Consider the following 16,841-nt stretch of genomic DNA (forward strand, 5'->3'; position numbering starts at 1 on the left):
TGGAGGTTCGAGTCCTCTCCTGGGCACCAAACATGAAAAGGCCGTTGCACATGCAACGGCCTTTTTTCTTGGGCGCTGCAGACGCATCGACCCCAGAAGGCCGCATCCATGGCGCAAAAAAAAGGGAGCCAGCGGCTCCCTTCCTGGATGAGAGGATCACCTCCCACGCATCACTTGCGCAGCAGTTGCTTGAGCACGTTCTGCAGACGGCGCGCGCTGGCATCATCGCGCGGCGATGCCAGCACCCGGGCGGCATCGTTGCCCCAGGTTTCCTGCGGAGCAGGATCGTTGCGGCGCGTCAGCAGCTGCAGCTGCAGGGCTCGGCGGGCGCTCAGATGTTCCGCAGGCGTGGGAACGTCGGCGGCCATTTCAAGGCGCAGCAGGGCTTCGCCCGCGTCTCCCTTGGGAGCCTGGCCCAAGGCCTGCGACCAGGCACTGCGCACTTGTGCAGACACACGGCCGCCAAGCTGCTGGGCAGCCGGCATCTGGGCAGCATCACGCGACTCCCACGCCGCCATCAACTGGGTCAGTGCCTCACCATGGGCCTGGGCCGCGAGCTTGCGCAGGGCGTCCTGGGCATGTTCCATGGCTTCACGCTGGGCGCGGAAGGCGGGATCCGCCAGGCGCGGTCCGCGCTCTTCGCGCGGCTCGCGGCTGAAGCGGCCACTGTCGCGGCTGTCTCGGCCATCCCGGCCGTCGCGGCCACGGCCACCATCGCGACGGTCGCCAGGACGGGCAGCGCGTGCACCGCCCTCTTCCTTCTTCATGCCAGGACGATCGTCGCCGCGCACGGCAACCACGGGGCGCACCGGCACCGGCTTGGCTTCGGATTCTTCCGAACCAGCAGCAGCAGCGGCAGGTTCCTGTGCTGGCTGGGCCGCATTCACGGAAGCATCGGCACGGCCACGCAGCGCTTGCTCCAGGGCCTCCACCGCAGCGCGGATTTGCTGCACGTCACCCGAGGTGTTGGCAGCTTCCACGGCCTGAGACGCTTCCAGCACGCGGCGATCATGGTCGCTGAGCGCCACGGCTGCGGCACGGGGGCCCCGCTCGGTGCCCTTGCGGTTGAAGGCTTCGTCCAGTGGCTTGCGGAAGGCATCCCAGAGCTTTTGCTCGTGCTTGCGGTCCAGAGGCACGGCCTGCGCCTCGGCCTGCCAGCGCTGCTGCAGGGCCTTGACGGCGTCGATGCGCAGGTTGGGCGCAGCGCCCAGCGCCGTGGCTTCGTCGATCATGGCGTGGCGACGCTGCAGGCTGGCCTTTTGCGCGGCATGCAACGGAGCCTCGGCCAGGGCCATGGCCTGCTTGAACTGGGGTTGCAGTTCGGCAAACAGCTTCTCGCCGATGTGGCCGCTTTCACGCCAACGTTCAGCGAACTGGCGCAGTGCGCGCGCCGCGCCCTTGAGATCTTCGCTGGCGGACTGCTGTGCTGCCCAGGCCTTGATCTCTTCGATCAGCGCCAGGCGCTGTGCCTTGGACTGGGTAGTTTCGGTGCGCAGCTTGTCGTGCCAGGACTCGACCACCTTGTGGGCCGTGTTGCAGGCTTCGTCAAACTTCTTCCACAGTGCGTGGTTGGCTGCGCTGCCCTGGTCGGCCAGCTTCCATTGCTCGCGCAGGCTGCGCAACGATTCCTGGATCTTGCGGCCACCCAGCGCCTGGCCTTCAGGGCGGTTCAGCAGGGCTTCGGCCTTGGCAACCAGTTCCTCGCGCAGCTTGTCGGCGTTCTGGCGCGGCCAGCCTTCGGACTCGCCAGCTGCCAGAAGGGCCTCATGCACCTTGGTGACCAGTGCATCGTCCACCAGGCGGCCATGGGCCTTGATGGCGGCGCGCACGGCCTGCACGGCGGCGGAACCGGCCTTGCTTTCGCCGGCAGCCGTCTCGGCCTGGAGCTGCTCCAGCGCCTGGGTCAGTGCACTGCTGGCGGCAGCCACTTGCTCAGGCGATGTCTTCGCCTTGGGCTGGGCTGCGCTGCGGGCAGCGGGAGCCGGCTTGGACGGCTCGGCAGCCGCTGCCTCGGGAGGCAGGCCACGTGCCACGCGCAGCTCATCGGCCCACACGGGCACGGTGGGCAGCGGAGCGGCTTCGTCGGCGGCGGCAGCTTCGGTCAGCGCCAGTGCAGACTGGAAGGCATCCCAGACCAGGATCAGCTGTGCGCTGGCGGCTTCCAGCTGGGGCGGGAAACGTCCGTCCACGCTGGCCCAGTTGTCATCGCCAGTCAGTTCGCCGGCCTGCTCCTGCCAACGGGCCACGTCGGCGCGCAGGTTGTCGAGCACAGCCTGGGCATCGCGCCAGGGCTTGGTGGACAGGACCTCGATGCGCTGGGCCAGCAAAACGGCCACTTCGCGCTGGACCTGCACGCGGTGCTGCAGCTCCTCGATGGCCTTGACACGCTCGGCCAGCTGGGCCTTGTGCTGCGACAGAGGTTCACGCGACAGCGGGGCACCCGCCTTGGCGGCGTCGCGCTGCCAGGCGATGGCGTCGGCGGCATTGAAGGGCGATGCGACCAGCAGCGCCTGGGCCTTTTCAGCCCACTCCACTGCGATCTTTTCCTGGTCCTTGGTGCGGCGGATCTCGTCCAGGCGCTCACGCACGGCACGGGCCGCGCCCTTGTCGCGCGCGCTCAGTTCCTTGAGGACGTCCTGCAATTGCTCGACCGAAGGCTGGGTTGCCAGCCAGTCGCGGATGCGCGCGGCGCGATCACCCGAGGTTTCGGCGGAGAAGGCACCGCCCGTGAGCACATCCAAGGGGTGTTGTTCGGGATTCTTGGCAGAAGCAGGGCTCACTTCAGGTGCATCGGACATGGTGCTGCGGGGGGAAAGAGAAGACATGAATCAATCGTTGAATGTCTGGCTGCCGCGGGCCGCCAGACGCGGCCGGCCAGGCCGCATGCGGGCATGCTAGCCGGACCGGGAAAACCATATTCTCGCCGTTATTTGAAGCGGAGCCAAAACCGGGCTACTGCGTGGACAGGCTGAGCTGGGCGCGCGGACTCCATTCCTGGTCGTCGGAGTCCAGTTTTGGAGCCCCCAGAAACAGGCGCTCAAGCGGCAACTGCTGCTGGGCAAGGTAGTCGCGCACGGCCACGGCGCGGGCCAGCGCCAGTTCGCGCATGGCATCGTCGGGCACGGCAATCTGCTCCAGCAGCAGACTGCGCATCTGGTCGGTGGGCAGGTCCTTGGCCATGCCGATGACATTGCGCGGCTTGGCAAAGTCGGCGCGACTGTACAGCACCTTGGTCAAGGCCGGCACTTCGGAGGCGGGCAACTCGGTCACGGACTCTGCCGACTTGCCGTCGCGCAGCACCTGGCGGCGTTTCTGGGCGAGCAGCAGGCGATCGAGCTCCGCCTGCTTCCAGGCCTCTTTGTCCTGCGCCTCGCGCGCCTCGCCGATCACGGTGAGCTTGAGGGCCGGGCGATCCTTGAGGGAGGCAGCCACCTTGTCCAGGCTCTCGCGGGCCTTGCCGTCAATCTGGGCACGCCCCGGCGCAAAGGCCACCACGCCCGATTCGCTGCCGCCCCCAAAAGCGCCCGACAGCAGCGAGAAAGGCGAGGTGATGGCCTTCATGATCAGGTTGCCAATGATCTTGAAGATGACCGGCGCCAGCCTGAATTGCGGGTCGTTGATCGAGCCGCTGACCGGCAGGTCCAGGTCGATGACTCCGTTGCGGTCAGCCAACAGCGCCACCGCCAAGCGCACGGGCAGCGAGGCGGGCGCGCCTTCGACGGCTTCGCCGAAGGTGAGCTGATGCAGCACCAGCTTGTTGCGCGCCGTGAGCTGGCCATCGGGCTCGATCTTGTAGTTGACGTCCATGCTGAGCTTGCCGCGCTCGATCCCGTGGCCCGCGTACTTGATGGAGTACGGCGACAGCGGGGGCAGTTCCAGGTCGCGCATCTGGGCACGTATGTCCAGGGCCAGCGGCTTGGCCAGCGGATTGACCTGGCCGGTGATCTCCAGCGAAGCCGTGCCCTGGGCGCGGCCGCGCAGTTCCACATCCGCCAGTTGCGGCGCCTGCTGGCTGGCAGGCTGCTCGGACGAGAAGGCGCTCAGGCGCCCCGCCAGCTCGCTGAGGTCGGCCGAGTAGTTGGGCTGGATGAAGTAGTCGGAGAACTGGACCCTGCCGCCCGTCAGCGCAATCGGCCCGATCTTGATGACGGGCGCAGGCCCGGAGGCAGCCTGCGGCGGCGCCGGTTCGGCGGAAGCCGCCGTGCCATCCGCGGCCGGCGCGGCGTTCTGCTCCAGGGACTGCTGGGACTTCGCCGATTTGACGATGTCCTGCAGGTTGATGCGCCCGTTGCGCTGCACGATGACGCGCGCAAAGAAGTCACTGAGAGCCGTCTCGCGCACGCTCAGGCGCAGCGGCTGGGCAGGCTGCATCTGCAGGTCCAGGCCGCGCACGGCCAGCGTCTTCCAGGCCACGAGTTCATCGCGCAGGCCGAGTCCCAAGGCAACCGACTGGGCCTTGGCCCGGTCGGCCGTGGACTCGCTGAGCACGGCAGCCACGGCGCCTGCCGCCGTGCGTGGCGCGCCCTGCCCTGCGGCCTCGCCTGCCGCTTGCACGGGAGAGGCCAGCGCGGAGCGCATGCGCAGATCCACGAGCTCGACATCCCCCTGCACCGCCAACTCGGGGCCGGCCGGTTGGCTGACAAAGCGCAGTTGTCCGAGGAAATTGCCGTCGGCACGCACCAACTCCACATTGAGCATGTCGGCAAAGTAGGGCTCCAGCGCATGCAGCGGCAGGCTGCGCGCCTGCAACTTGCCCTGAAGCGACAGCGGCGCCAGCCCCAGATCCCCCCGCAGGCTCAGCGAGCCCGCCTGGACACGCCGGCCCGAGCCGACCTGGGCGGACAGCTCCAGCGGCGTGGGCGCGGATTTGGCGGCCAGCGGCTCGATGGCGCCCATGCGAAGGCGCAGTGAACCCAGGTCCAGCGACACGGTGCGCGCCGAATCCGCGTTGCGCACGGGCGCTTCGTCACGCAGCGCAATGGCGCCGCCATCGACCTCCACCGCCTGCAGCTTCAGCCCCCAGGGCCGGGACTTGTCCTTGCCGGCGTCCTGCGATGCGGGTGCCGAGGAGGCGGGCGGCAGCCATTGCTCGTACATCCACCGGCCCTGGGCATCGCGCAACACGGCCAGCTGGGGCTTTTGCAGTGCCAGGCGGCCAACGGAGACCTGCTGGCTGGCCAGATTGACCTGCACCTGCTCCAGCTGCAGGTGCGCGATATCGACGGGCGCGGCCTTGTCCTTGAGGCTCAACTGCTCCACGCCCAGCCCGGCCACCTGAACCACCATGGCGGAGCCGTTCCAGCCCAGGCCGGCGTCGGTGCTCAACAGACCCGTCAGCTCGGGTTTGAGATGGGCAGACAGGTACGGTGCTGCCAGTTGCAGCGGCAATTGCCGCGCGGAGATGGCCAGTTGGCCCTGCTTGTCGGTCAAGGCGCCGCGCAGCTGCAACTCGGCAGGTTTCGCCCCCTCCCCCGCCGATTCGGGCTGCACCTGCATGCTGGCAGCAAGCTGCAGCGGTTGCTCCAGGGGCCAGCGGATATCGCGCACCTGCAACGACAGCTCGCGCGCCTGCAGCGCAGCGCCCGACTTTCCAGCGTCGGGAGCGGCATCGCGCCAGTGCACCGTGGCATTGGCAACGGACAGCCTGTCCAGGCTGACCTTCCACGGCTGGGGCGCGTCGGGGGCAGGCTTTTCCGCTGCCGGCCTGGCATCCGGGGAGGAAGCACCCCCCATCGCCGTCCAATTGATGCGGCCTTGCGCATCGCGGGCCGCAAAAATCTCGGGAGCGCTCCACTGCACGGACTCCAGCTCCGCAACCGACTGCAGCGGCTGCACGTTCTTGAGCACGGCGGCCAGGCGCTCGAAGCGCAGCAGTGGGGCGCCCTCGCGGTCGTGCAGCTCGGCGCCGGACAGGCTGACCTCCCCAGTGATGCGGACCACGGCCTGCTCGGCCTGCTCAAAGGAGATGTGCAGGTTGGCATCCAGCACGCCGGAACGCGGCTTGACAGGAGCGGTGACGGGCACATAGCCCAAATAAGGTGTCAGGTCCACGCCCTGCCAGCTCAGATCGACAGCGGTCTGGCGCTGCTCGGTGAAGGGCGTGCTCTGGGCGCTGGATTCAAACCGGCTGCCGTTGAGCGCAAAGGACAGGTGCGGGAGCACCTTGATCTCGCGCTTGGACTCCAGGTTGCTGATGAAGGGCAGGCGCAGCTGCAACTGCTCGAGCATGTGCTGGCGCTGCTGGACCTCGTCCTGCAATTCCACGCGGCCGTCGCGCAGCGCAATGTTGTACAGCGCAAAGCCCACTGGTTTGGAGGGCGGCGTGTCGCCGGGTTCGGCCAGCCTGGCCAGCACATCGTCCACATCGAAATGCCCCAGGCTCTGCTGGGTCAGGCGCAGCACCGGCGCATCGACCTCGATGGCATCCAGCACCGGCGCCAGCCGAAACAGCGACTGGATACTGGCATTGACATAGATGCGGTCGATCTGAAGCTGGGGGGACGAAGATGCAGATGGCACCGACTCCGGCGCCGCGCCTTCCGCCTGGCTCCTGGCAATGCTCAGGTCCCGCAGGGTCAGCTCCAGCGACCAGGGCCGGAACTCCACTGCACCCACACGGACCTGACGGCCCAGCTTGGCCGATGCCTGCTTTTCCAGTTGACTCTTGGCCACAACGGGCACCAGCGCCCACAGCAGCAGCCACAGCAAAAGGAACGCCACAAGGGCGATGGCCAGCCTGCGCAGCCAGCGGTGCTTGAAGAGAGATTGCATGGGGCTCTGGTAACTAGTACAGCCCCATCCTGGGACACAGGACAGGGCAACGGCTGCATTGCACCAGAAATTGGGGCGGCAGCAACGGCTGGGCCCGCACCACGGCACATTTCTTGACGTTGCGGCCATCCTTGAACGACAAAGCCCGGAAGCCGTGAACCGGCTTCCGGGCTTTACGGCGGGCACAAGTCCCGACCGTTTTCCGCAGTCAAGGAGAGGATGGTCCTTGCTGCTTGGAAGCAAGAGATTGCTTCCAGGAAGGCCGCGGAAGAAGACTTGAACCACGGTGTCCGCACTATCGAACACCACTTTTACCTGTCTTCCACCTTGGCGAGACGACTGCAGGAGCAGTCGCCTCCAATATAGAAGGACGCAGGGTCGGCCTGCCAGTGCTTTTGCATTTCATTGCAATTTCATGACGCACTCTGAAAACGGCGGAAGCGGCGTACATCGGTAGCACGCCACCCGCTCTTCAAGACCTCAAAACTGTGTTTGCATCCATGGTTTGTTATTATTCATTGATCTAAAAAGTTGATTTCATAGTGTTGACCGTGTATTTGGTGAACTCCTAGAATCCGCCAGCGCTCGAATAGAGCGTTTTTTGTTTCTGCTGCCTCACGACTGAGCAGATCCCGCAGGCCTACAACGCAATGGCGCACCAAGCGCCAGCCTCCCGGATCCGCAGCACCCAATCCAGGGTGTCAGCCTCACCGGCCTTCGCTTCGGCGAAGGCCGTTTCGGGTTGGTGCCCCTAGAAAGGAAAAAGCTATGCCAGCGTCAGGAAAATTTTTCGCCGCCGCGCGAACGTTCGCCATCGATGTGGCCAACGGTTTTCTTGCCATCATCCACAACAGCTTCGCCCTGCTGGGCCTTGCTGTGGCCTTCATGGCCATCACCTTGTTCGCCCGTCCTGACCTGCGCGATGCCGGAGAGAGCCAGCTGCGCTCCTGGCTGACCGCTCGCCAGATGGCCGAACTGGGTGTTCCCGTCGAACTCGCTGCCAGCGATCGGGCGACGGCGACCAACCCCAAGAACCTGCCCAAGGAGCAGGCGGCCGTGGCCTTCTGGCTCAGCAAGAAGTACCGCGTGGCGCCCGAGCCCATCGCGGCACTGGTCAGCGAGGCCTATGACCTGGGCAAGGTCAACCGCCTGGACCCGACGCTGATCCTGGCCATCATGGCCATCGAGTCCAGCTTCAACCCGTTTGCGCAAAGCGCTGTCGGCGCGCAGGGCCTGATGCAGGTGATGACCACGGTGCATACCGACAAGTATGAGAACTTCGGTGGCCAGAATGCTGCCTTCGACCCGGTCAGCAATCTGCGCGTGGGCGTGCGCGTGCTCAAAGAATGCATCGAGCGCGCCGGCTCCATCGAAGGAGGCCTGCGCTACTACGTGGGCGCGGCCAACCTGCCCACCGACGGTGGCTACGCCGCCAAGGTGCTGGCCGAGCATCAGCGCCTGCGCATGGCCGCCGGCCTGCGTGCCGTGCCTTTGATGACCGCCAAGGTCGATCAGCCCCGGCAGGCCGTACAGATCGCCTCCACCAAGCCGGCCACCCCCGTGGCCGAGGCCTCGGGCCCGGCAGCATCGGCTGCGCCTGCAGCCGTGCCGGTCAGCTCGAGCAACACCTCTGCCCGCTCCGAGCAGGTGGCCCTTCAGTCCCAGGAGCCGGCGCTGTAGCCTACTTCCCGGCATAGTGAACGCACAGCTGGCCAAGGCCAGCTTTTTTCATGCCCGATCCAACTGCAGTTGGCTCACGCAAACGCCTTCTGCAACGCCCCTGCCAGGTCTTCGGCGCCACCGGCTCAGCTACACTAGCGGGGTACGCAACTGGCGATAGGCGCAGCCGCTTCACGCACCGCTGCCGCTGACGTGGAAACCAGCAGAAGGCCCGAGAAGGACCACCTTCTGTGAACCACCGGGGAGCGTACCGCCCAGCCTCCATGCGCACGCGGGATCTGGAGTGTTCCGCCGTTCGCCTGGGCAGCCCTTGGCCTCAAGGGAATTTCAAGTTCACAGGACTGCCATGTTTCAACGCACCAATACCGTCGAGAAGGTCGACGCCGAAGTCTTTGCCGCCATCCAGGCCGAGAACCTGCGTCAACAAGAACATATCGAGCTGATCGCCAGCGAGAACTATTGCTCGCCTGCCGTGATGGAAGCCCAGGGCTCCCAGCTCACCAACAAGTACGCCGAAGGCTATCCGGGCAAGCGCTACTACGGCGGCTGCGAGAACGTCGATGTGGTCGAGCAGCTCGCCATCGACCGCGTCAAGAAGCTGTTCGGCGCCGAAGCTGCCAACGTGCAGCCCAACTCCGGCTCCCAGGCCAACCAGGCCGTGCTGATGGCCTTTGCCAAGCCCGGCGACACCATCATGGGCATGAGCCTGGCCGAAGGCGGTCACCTGACGCACGGCATGCCGCTGAACATGTCGGGCAAGTGGTTCAACGTGGTCTCCTACGGCCTGAACGCCGAAGAAGCCATCGACTACGACAAGATGGAAGCGCTGGCGCGCGAGCACAAGCCCCGCATCATCGTGGCCGGCGCATCTGCCTACGCCCTGGCCATCGACTTCGAGCGCTTCGCCAAGATCGCCCGGGAAGTCGGCGCCATCTTCTGGGTGGACATGGCCCACTATGCCGGCCTGATCGCCGCAGGCGTGTACCCCAACCCCGTGCCCCATGCCGACGTGGTCACCACCACCACGCACAAGAGCCTGCGCGGCCCGCGCGGCGGCGTGATCCTGATGAAGGCCGAGCACGAGAAGGCCATCAACAGCGCCATCTTCCCCGGCCTGCAAGGCGGCCCGCTGATGCATGTCATTGCCGGCAAGGCCGTGGCCTTCAAGGAAGCGCTGTCGCCCGAGTTCAAGACCTACCAGGAACAGGTCGTGAAGAACGCCAAGGTTGTCGCGGAAACGCTGACGGCACGCGGTCTGCGCATCGTCTCCGGCCGCACGGAAAGCCACGTCATGCTGGTGGACCTGCGCGCCAAGGGCATCACCGGCAAGGCGGCCGAAGCCGCGCTGGGCGCCGCCCACATGACGATCAACAAGAACTCCATCCCCAACGATCCCGAAAAGCCGATGGTGACCAGCGGCATCCGCGTGGGCACGCCCGCCATGACCACGCGCGGCTTCAAGGAAGAGGAAGCCCGCCTGACAGCCAACCTGCTGGCCGACGTGCTGGAGAACCCCGCCGACGAAGCCAACCTGGCCCGCGTGCGCGCCCAGGTGGCCGAGCTGACGGCCCGCTTCCCGGTCTACGGCGCCTGAGTTGCACGCATAGAGGCCTGCCATGAAGTGCCCGTTCTGCAGCCATCCGGACACCCAGGTCGTGGAGACCCGTGAGGCCGAGGATGGGGGCTTCATCCGCCGCCGCCGCCAGTGCGGCGGCTGCGACAAGCGCTTCACCACCTACGAGCGGCCCGAGGTCAGCTTTCCCGCCATCGTCAAGAAGGACGGGCGGCGCATCGAGTACGAGCGCGCCAAGCTGCTGGGCTCGTTCAAGATCGCGCTGCGCAAGCGCCCCGTGAGCACAGAGCAGATCGATGCCGCCATCGAGCGCATCGAGGAGCGGCTGCGCAACCTGGGCGAGCGCGAAGTGCTCTCCAGCCGCCTGGGCGAGATGGTGATGCGCGAGCTCAAGCTGCTCGACAAGGTCGGCTACATCCGCTACGCCAGCGTCTACCGCAGCTTCGAGGATGTGGACGATTTCAAGAACGTCATGGATGAGGTGCGCAATCCCGGCTGATCAGGCCGGCAGGACGCAAGAAAGCCGCCCTTGGGCGGCTTTTTCTTTGGTGGCCTGGCAGTGCTTTCAGGGCGCGGCGGCAGGGATGGGAGCCAGGCCCGAATCCACGTCACCGCACTGTGCGCGGTGGCGCAGCGCATGGTCCATCACCACCAGGGCCAGCAGCGCCTCGGCGATGGGCGCTGCGCGGATGCCGACGCAGGGGTCGTGGCGACCCTTGGTGATGACCTCGGTGCTCTGGCCCTGCACGTCGATGGATTCGCGCGGCGTGATGATGGAACTGGTGGGCTTGATGCCTATGCGCACTTCCAGATCCTGACCCGTGCTGATGCCGCCGACGATGCCACCGGCGTTGTTGCTGCGAAAGCCTTCGGGACTCAGCGAGTCGCCGTGCGTGGTGCCGCGCTGGACCACGCTGTCGAAGCCGGCACCGATCTCCACGGCCTTGACCGCGTTCAGGCCCATCATGGCGTAGGCGACGTCGGCATCCAGGCGGTCATACAGCGGCTGGCCCAGGCCCACCGGCATGCCGCTGGCCTGCACGCGCAGCGCCGCGCCGCAGGAGTCGCCCGACTTGCGCAGCGCATCCATGTATTCCTCGTATTGGGACACATCGGCCACCGGCGCAAAGAAGGGGTTGTTGCGCACATGCTCCCAGCTCTCGAAGGGCAGCGACAGCTCGCCCACCTGGGTCATGCAGGCGCGGAACTCGGTGCCGAACTTTTCCTTGAGCCACTTCCTGGCCACGGCACCAGCGGCCACCGTGGGGGCCGTCAGCCGTGCCGAGGAACGGCCGCCGCCGCGCGGATCACGGATGCCGTATTTCTGGAAGTAGGTGTAGTCGGCATGGCCGGGACGAAAGCTCTGCGCAATGTTGGAGTAGTCCTTGCTGCGCTGGTCGGTATTGCGGATCAGCAGCGCGATCGGCGTGCCCGTGGTGCGGCCTTCGTAGACGCCCGAGAGGATTTCCACCGCATCGGGCTCGTTGCGCTGGGTCACGAACTTGCTGGTGCCGGGGCGGCGGCGATCCAGTTCTTGCTGGATATCCGCTTCGTTCAGCGCCATGCCGGGCGGACAGCCGTCGATGACGCAGCCTATGGCAGGGCCATGCGATTCGCCGAAGTTGGTGACAGTGAATAGGGTGCCGAAGGTGTTGCCGCTCATAGGCCGACGATTATGCCCGGGTAGCCCGCAAGCGCCGTGCCTGCGGCGGCGGTGCATTGCGCAGGCAGCCATCGCCCGGCGATAACAAATATAACTATCAGATTGCAAATATTCATAGTTAAAATTGCAATCTACCCTTTTTCAACCGCCTGCGGATCACCACACAGGCACCAGCCGCAAACTGCGGGAGGTTCGTGAAATGCAGGCCTCTTACGACTCAACGCAAAGCCAGGATCACAGCGACCCTGCGCGCAGCACTCCACCGGCATCGCCAGGCCTTCAGCACAAGGACGAGGAGCAGGACCTTCGCCCCTCGCTGCTGAATGTGCTGCTGACATCGTCCAGCCCTGGCGATTTCAGAACCCGCAACAGGCTTGCCCAGGCCAAGCAGTACATGCGGGCCCGGCTCGACGACCCCGAGCTCAAGCCCTTGCAGGTAGCCCAGGACATGGGCATGTCGCTGCGCAGCCTGGCGCGGCTGTTTGCCACCGAAGGCCTGACCCCTAGCCGCTGGCTCTGGAACGAACGGCTGGCCCAGGCGCACCTGCTGCTTCGGGCAGACAATGCGCGGCGCGTGACCGATGTGGCGCTGGCCTGTGGCTTCACCAGCTTCTCGCACTTCAGCCGCGTCTTCAGACAGGCCTATGACGTGCCGCCCAGCGCCTTGCTCAAGCCCAAACGCCGCCGCGTGCACTGACAGGTCCTGCGGCCCATCCATTCGCTGTTCACGCGACTGTCTGCTTTGCGTCCTGCGCGCAAAGACAAAGGCCTCCGCCGCATTTTGCGTTCGGAGGCCTTGCTGCCCAAGGTGAAACGGTCGAATGGTCGAAAGGTCGATATCGCCCCGACGATCAGTCCGCGCCCTGGCGCTCGCCCTCGGGCCAGTCGCGGATGTAGGCCTTGAGCATGCGGTTCTCGAAGTTCTGGCTGTCCACCACGGCCTTGGCCACGTCGTACAGGCTGATCACGCCCATGAGCATGCGCTTGTCCATCACCGGCATGTAGCGTGCGTGGCGGTCCAGCATCATGCGGCGCACCTCATCCATGTCGGTTTCCATGGTGCAGGTCATGGGAGCGTCATCCATGGCCGAGCGCACCAGCGTCTCGCCCACCCCGCCGTGCTTGACGAAGCCCTGGATCACTTCGCGGAAGGTCAGCATGCCGACCACGTCGCCATGCTCCATGACCACGAGGGAGCCGATATCGCGCTCCGACATCACCTGCACCGCGCTGGCCAGGCTTTCGTCCGGCGACACCGTGTAGAGGGTGTTGCCCTTGACGCGCAGGATGTCACTTACTTTCATGCCGTATCTCCAAATTTGTCTGTGTCGCCGTGGTTGCGGCAAGCCCGTGTCTGACAGGAAATATAGCCCACAATGCCCGCTTGCCTTGACAACCATGGAGACAGGAATGCCCGGCTACTCGGACCCCGGCTTTGACACCCTGGCGCTGCACGCGGGCGCACAGCCCGACCCCGCCACCGGAGCGCGCGCGACGCCCATCCACCTCACGACCTCGTTCGTGTTCGAGTCCAGCGACCATGCGGCCTCGCTGTTCAACCTGGAGCGCCCAGGGCACGTCTACAGCCGCATCTCCAATCCCACGAATGCCGTGCTGGAGCAGCGCGTCTCGGCCCTGGAAGGCGGCGTGGGCGCCATCGCCGTGGCCAGCGGCCAGGCGGCGCTGCACCTGTCGGTGGCCACGCTCATGGGCGCGGGCAGCCACATCGTGGCCAGCACGGCGCTGTACGGCGGCTCGCAGAACCTGCTTCACTACACGCTGGCGCGCTTCGGCATAGAAACCACCTTCGTCAAGCCCGGCGACATCGACGGCTGGCGCGCCGCGGTGCGCCCCAACACCAAGCTGTTCTTCGGCGAGACGGTGGGCAACCCGGGCCTGGACGTGCTCGACATTCCCACCATCAGCGCCATCGCACATGAGGCCGGCGTGCCGCTGCTGGTGGACTCCACGCTGACCTCGCCCTGGCTGATGAAGCCGCTGGAGCATGGCGCGGACATCGTCTACCACTCGGCCACCAAGTTCCTGTCGGGCCACGGCACCGTGGTCGGCGGCATCGTGGTGGATGGCGGCAGCTTCGACTGGGAAAAATCGGGGCGCTTCCCCGAGCTGACCGAGCCCTACGACGGCTTCCACAACATGGTGTTCAGCGAGGAAAGCAGCACCGGCGCCTTCCTGCTGCGCGCCCGCCGCGAAGGCCTGCGCGACTTCGGCGCCTGCATGAGCCCGCACACGGCCTGGCTGATCCTGCAGGGCATAGAGACGCTGCCGCTGCGCATGGAGCGCCACATCCGCAATACCGAGAAGGTGGTGCAATTCCTGGCCAGCCATCCGCTGGTGGGCCGCGTGGGCCACCCGCTGCTGGAGACCCATCCCTCGCACCAACTGGCAAAGAAGCTGCTGCCGCGCGGCGCGGGCTCGGTGTTCAGTTTCGACATCAAGGGCAACCGCAACCAGGGGCGCAAGTTCATCGAGACGCTCAAGGTCTTCAGCCACCTGGCCAACGTGGGCGACTGCCGCAGCCTGGTGATCCATCCGGCCAGCACCACGCATTTCCGCATGAGCGACGAAGCACTGGCCCAGGCCGGCATCGGCCAGGGCACGATACGCCTGTCCATCGGACTGGAGGATGCCGACGACCTGATCGATGACCTCAAGCGCGCCCTCAAGGCCGCTGAAAAGGCAGCGTGAGCCGACAAGGGAGACACCAACAATGAAGATCGATGTTCAGGGCCACGCCATCTACGCCTATACCGGCGGCAAGGCCTTCAACCCCGCCCAGCCCACGGCCATCCTCATCCATGGCGTGCTGTGCGACCACAGCGTCTGGGCCCTGCAAAGCCGCTACCTGGCCAACCACGGCTGGAACGTGCTGGCCATAGACCTGCCCGGCCACTGCCGCAGCGCGGGTGACGCGCCCGCCGGCGTGGAGGCAGCGGCGGATTTCATCGGCCAGCTCATGGATGCGGCAGGCATCGGAAAGGCCGCGCTGGTCGGCCACAGCTGGGGCAGCCTGATCGCCATGGAAGCGGCCGCGCGGCTGGGCGCGCGCGTCAGCCACCTGGTGCTGGTGGGCACGGCCTATCCGATGAAGGTCTCGCCCGCCCTGCTGGACTCCGCACTGAGCACGCCAGAGCAGGCCATCCGCATGGTCAATGTGTTCTCGCGCGCCACGCTGGCGCCACCCAGCGGCGCAGGCAGCTGGGTATTCGGCGCCGGAATGGCGCTGGGCCGGCGCGTGCTGGCCAGCAATGACCGCACCAACCTGCTGCACGCCGGCTTCAAGGCCTGCGACAGCTATGCGGGCGGCGAGGCGGCCATGGCGGCGCTGCAATGTCCGGTCCTGTTCGCCCTGGGCGAGCAGGACCAGATGACGCCGCCCAAGGCCGCCAAGGGCCTGATCGAGGCGGCCCGGGGCGCGCAGCGCCAGGTCAGCATCGTGCACCTGCCCAGCGGCCACAACCAGATGACCGAGGCGCCCGACCAGACGCTGTTCGCCATCCGGGATTTCCTGGCGCGCTGAGCCCGGCCGGGTCCTGCCCGCAGGGCCCGGACGCAGTCACGCGCCGCGCGCGGGGAAGATGCTCTTTTTCACGAGCGCGTGCACGCCCCAGTTGCCATCCACCACCTGGGTGATGCCGAAGTCCACGGCAATCGACATCAGCGAGATGGCCTCGTCCTCTCCCAGCCTCTGGGTGGTCATGAGGAAGTGGCGCATCTTGTGATAGGCGTCGCGCAGCGCCAGGTCCACGGAAGACTTCTTGAAGATCTGGTTTTGCGCATCTGGCCCCAGCTCCGCCAGGTAGTTGGCGTAGCTGAAGCCGTGCAGCAGCCATTCGTCCTGGGTTTCGAGCAGCGGATAGGCCAGTTCGGCCAGCGGCGTTCCAGGCAGATCCGCCTTCTTGTGCAGGACCAGTTGGAAGGTGCCGGTCAGCGAGCACTCGATGGCCGTGCCGCACAGCTCGGAGTCCCCCTGCGAGGCATGCGGATCGCCCACGGTGAAGTTGGCCCCTGGCACGGCCACGGGGAAATACATGGTCGCCCCCTTGCCGATGCGCCAGTTGTCGATGTTGCCGCCCGTGTGGTTGGGCGGAATGGAGCTGGCCATCTCCACCTCGGCCGGCGCCACGCCGATGGTGCCGAAGTGCGGGCGCACGGGAACGCGGATATTGCGCAGCACGTTTTCGTTCTTGCTGATCGTGCGGTGGTCCACGGGCACGCCCGGATAGTCGATGGTCGGGTGAACCACGCCGAAGGGGTCGGTCTGCGGCGTCCAGCGGTAGTTGTAGACGGCGCGGGCCCAGTTGCGCTCGCCGGTCGCATCCACCTCATAGATGGTGACCACCTCGCGCTTTCGGGGCTCGGTGAGCGTGTCGCCATAGTGAAAGCCCCAGTTCGCCGCCGCATTGCTGCCGAAGGTCCGGCCCTTGAACTGCGGGTTGCCCGAGGGGCGTGGCACCACATCAATGATGCGCACTTCCAGCACATCGCCGGGCTGGGCGCCCTTGATGCGTACCGGCCCCGTGCAGATGTGCACGCCCTGGCCGCCACCTGCGCCGTTCTTGGCATCCATGGGACCGGCGCCCCGGCGATCGACGTTCTTGCGCTGGCTGTCCCAGTGGAACACGCTCTCGGCGCCCGGGTCGCCCCGGACCATGCGTTCGGCATCGTCATTGGCATGGTGGGTGAGCGTCTCCATGGTCACGTAGTCACCCGATTCGACTTCGACCACCGGCTTGGCCGATCTGCTGAAGTAGCCCCAGAGCACGGTGCTGGCAGAGGCGGGAATGTAGTAGTGGCTGGCCATGCCCTGGCCGGCCCGGGCGCCAGGCGCGCCCTGGGCAAAGGCCCGGGACGGTGCCATCGCACCGCTGATGGCGCCGGCCGAGACCGCGCCGCCACCGACCACCATGGCGTCGCGCAGGAAGGAGCGGCGTGCAACCTGGAATTCCTCGCGGATCAGCTTCTCGTCGGCTGGCGAAGCACCGTGCTGGCAGCCCGGGCCGCAGATATGTTCTTGGTGGGGGATGGTCATCGAAAATACTCCTGCTGTTGTGGATCGGTGCCGGCAGCGCCAGTGTCCAGGCGCGCATGTCCAGGCCGGTTGTTCCTGCGCGCACAAAAACTTGTCGCGGC

The 16,841-nt window shown here is 66.3% G+C and carries 11 protein-coding genes and 1 riboswitch; of the genes, 6 read left to right on the top strand and 5 right to left on the bottom strand.

The genetic code is table 11. The annotated features are described in order from the left end of the window. Positions 1–170: 170 nt before the first annotated feature. Positions 171–2,798 carry a DUF349 domain-containing protein gene (locus tag IAE24_RS00005; RefSeq protein ID WP_141834798.1) on the bottom strand — a complete coding sequence of 876 codons (2,628 nt, stop codon included), beginning with the start codon at positions 2,796–2,798 and terminating at the stop codon, positions 171–173. 154 nt (positions 2,799–2,952) lie between these two features. Next, positions 2,953–6,771 (bottom strand): DUF748 domain-containing protein, encoded by a 3,819-nt coding sequence (locus tag IAE24_RS00010; RefSeq protein ID WP_199960036.1) that lies wholly within the window; start codon positions 6,769–6,771, stop codon positions 2,953–2,955. Positions 6,772–7,539: 768 nt separating this feature from the next. Between IAE24_RS00010 and IAE24_RS00015 the strand changes: the two genes are divergently transcribed. The 3 genes from IAE24_RS00015 (at position 7,540) to nrdR (ending at position 10,523) form a co-directional block, all read left to right on the top strand. Beyond that, a complete protein-coding gene (locus IAE24_RS00015) occupies positions 7,540–8,451 on the top strand; it encodes a lytic transglycosylase domain-containing protein (protein WP_088164096.1) in 912 nt (303 codons plus the stop codon). A gap of 136 nt (positions 8,452–8,587) precedes the next feature. Next, positions 8,588–8,763, top strand: a riboswitch (ZMP/ZTP riboswitch). 34 nt (positions 8,764–8,797) lie between these two features. Further along, positions 8,798–10,045, top strand: coding sequence for a serine hydroxymethyltransferase (gene glyA / locus IAE24_RS00020; RefSeq protein WP_034396192.1), 1,248 nt, complete (start codon positions 8,798–8,800; stop codon positions 10,043–10,045). Positions 10,046–10,067: 22 nt separating this feature from the next. Then, positions 10,068–10,523 carry a transcriptional regulator NrdR gene (gene nrdR, locus IAE24_RS00025; protein ID WP_012206755.1) on the top strand — a complete coding sequence of 152 codons (456 nt, stop codon included), beginning with the start codon at positions 10,068–10,070 and terminating at the stop codon, positions 10,521–10,523. 66 nt (positions 10,524–10,589) lie between these two features. On the opposite strand, the gene aroC is transcribed toward nrdR, so the two are convergent. After that, entirely contained in the window at positions 10,590–11,687 is a 1,098-nt protein-coding gene (aroC, locus tag IAE24_RS00030; RefSeq protein ID WP_199960037.1) for a chorismate synthase, read from the bottom strand. 199 nt (positions 11,688–11,886) lie between these two features. Here aroC and IAE24_RS00035 point away from each other — a divergent pair, with 199 nt between their 5' ends. Next, positions 11,887–12,384, top strand: a complete 498-nt coding sequence (locus IAE24_RS00035; RefSeq protein WP_099733099.1) for a helix-turn-helix domain-containing protein — start codon at positions 11,887–11,889, stop codon at positions 12,382–12,384. A gap of 154 nt (positions 12,385–12,538) precedes the next feature. Here IAE24_RS00035 and IAE24_RS00040 read toward each other — a convergent pair whose 3' ends face one another. Further along, positions 12,539–12,991: a CBS domain-containing protein gene (locus IAE24_RS00040; protein WP_012206758.1), complete on the bottom strand. Its 453-nt coding sequence runs from the start codon at positions 12,989–12,991 to the stop codon at positions 12,539–12,541. Positions 12,992–13,097: 106 nt separating this feature from the next. Between IAE24_RS00040 and IAE24_RS00045 the strand changes: the two genes are divergently transcribed. Together IAE24_RS00045 and IAE24_RS00050 are read left to right on the top strand one after the other, a co-directional pair. Continuing rightward, positions 13,098–14,396: an O-acetylhomoserine aminocarboxypropyltransferase gene (locus IAE24_RS00045; RefSeq protein WP_012206759.1), complete on the top strand. Its 1,299-nt coding sequence runs from the start codon at positions 13,098–13,100 to the stop codon at positions 14,394–14,396. Between the two features lie 22 nt (positions 14,397–14,418). Beyond that, positions 14,419–15,228, top strand: coding sequence for an alpha/beta fold hydrolase (locus IAE24_RS00050; protein ID WP_199960038.1), 810 nt, complete (start codon positions 14,419–14,421; stop codon positions 15,226–15,228). Between the two features lie 36 nt (positions 15,229–15,264). Here the strand turns inward: IAE24_RS00050 and IAE24_RS00055 are convergent, their stop codons facing one another. After that, on the bottom strand, positions 15,265–16,740 hold the full coding sequence (locus IAE24_RS00055; RefSeq protein WP_199960039.1) for an acetamidase/formamidase family protein: 1,476 nt from the start codon (positions 16,738–16,740) through the stop codon (positions 15,265–15,267). Between the last annotated feature and the right edge of the window lie 101 nt (positions 16,741–16,841).

Origin of the sequence: Delftia sp. S65 (genome assembly GCF_016516495.1) — a bacterium.
GTDB classification, from domain to species: domain Bacteria; phylum Pseudomonadota; class Gammaproteobacteria; order Burkholderiales; family Burkholderiaceae_C; genus Comamonas; species Comamonas acidovorans.

What these genes read in the sequence shown, in the direction of transcription:
- IAE24_RS00040 (WP_012206758.1), bottom strand. Translation starts at nt 12,991, where the DNA reads ATGAAAGTAAGTGACATCCTGCGCGTCAAGGGCAACACCCTCTACACG.
- IAE24_RS00050 (WP_199960038.1), top strand. Translation starts at nt 14,419, where the DNA reads ATGAAGATCGATGTTCAGGGCCACGCCATCTACGCCTATACCGGCGGC.
- IAE24_RS00055 (WP_199960039.1), bottom strand. Translation starts at nt 16,740, where the DNA reads ATGACCATCCCCCACCAAGAACATATCTGCGGCCCGGGCTGCCAGCAC.
- IAE24_RS00015 (WP_088164096.1), top strand. Translation starts at nt 7,540, where the DNA reads ATGCCAGCGTCAGGAAAATTTTTCGCCGCCGCGCGAACGTTCGCCATC.
- IAE24_RS00035 (WP_099733099.1), top strand. Translation starts at nt 11,887, where the DNA reads ATGCAGGCCTCTTACGACTCAACGCAAAGCCAGGATCACAGCGACCCT.
- glyA (WP_034396192.1), top strand. Translation starts at nt 8,798, where the DNA reads ATGTTTCAACGCACCAATACCGTCGAGAAGGTCGACGCCGAAGTCTTT.
- IAE24_RS00010 (WP_199960036.1), bottom strand. Translation starts at nt 6,771, where the DNA reads ATGCAATCTCTCTTCAAGCACCGCTGGCTGCGCAGGCTGGCCATCGCC.
- aroC (WP_199960037.1), bottom strand. Translation starts at nt 11,687, where the DNA reads ATGAGCGGCAACACCTTCGGCACCCTATTCACTGTCACCAACTTCGGC.
- IAE24_RS00045 (WP_012206759.1), top strand. Translation starts at nt 13,098, where the DNA reads ATGCCCGGCTACTCGGACCCCGGCTTTGACACCCTGGCGCTGCACGCG.
- IAE24_RS00005 (WP_141834798.1), bottom strand. Translation starts at nt 2,798, where the DNA reads ATGTCCGATGCACCTGAAGTGAGCCCTGCTTCTGCCAAGAATCCCGAA.
- nrdR (WP_012206755.1), top strand. Translation starts at nt 10,068, where the DNA reads ATGAAGTGCCCGTTCTGCAGCCATCCGGACACCCAGGTCGTGGAGACC.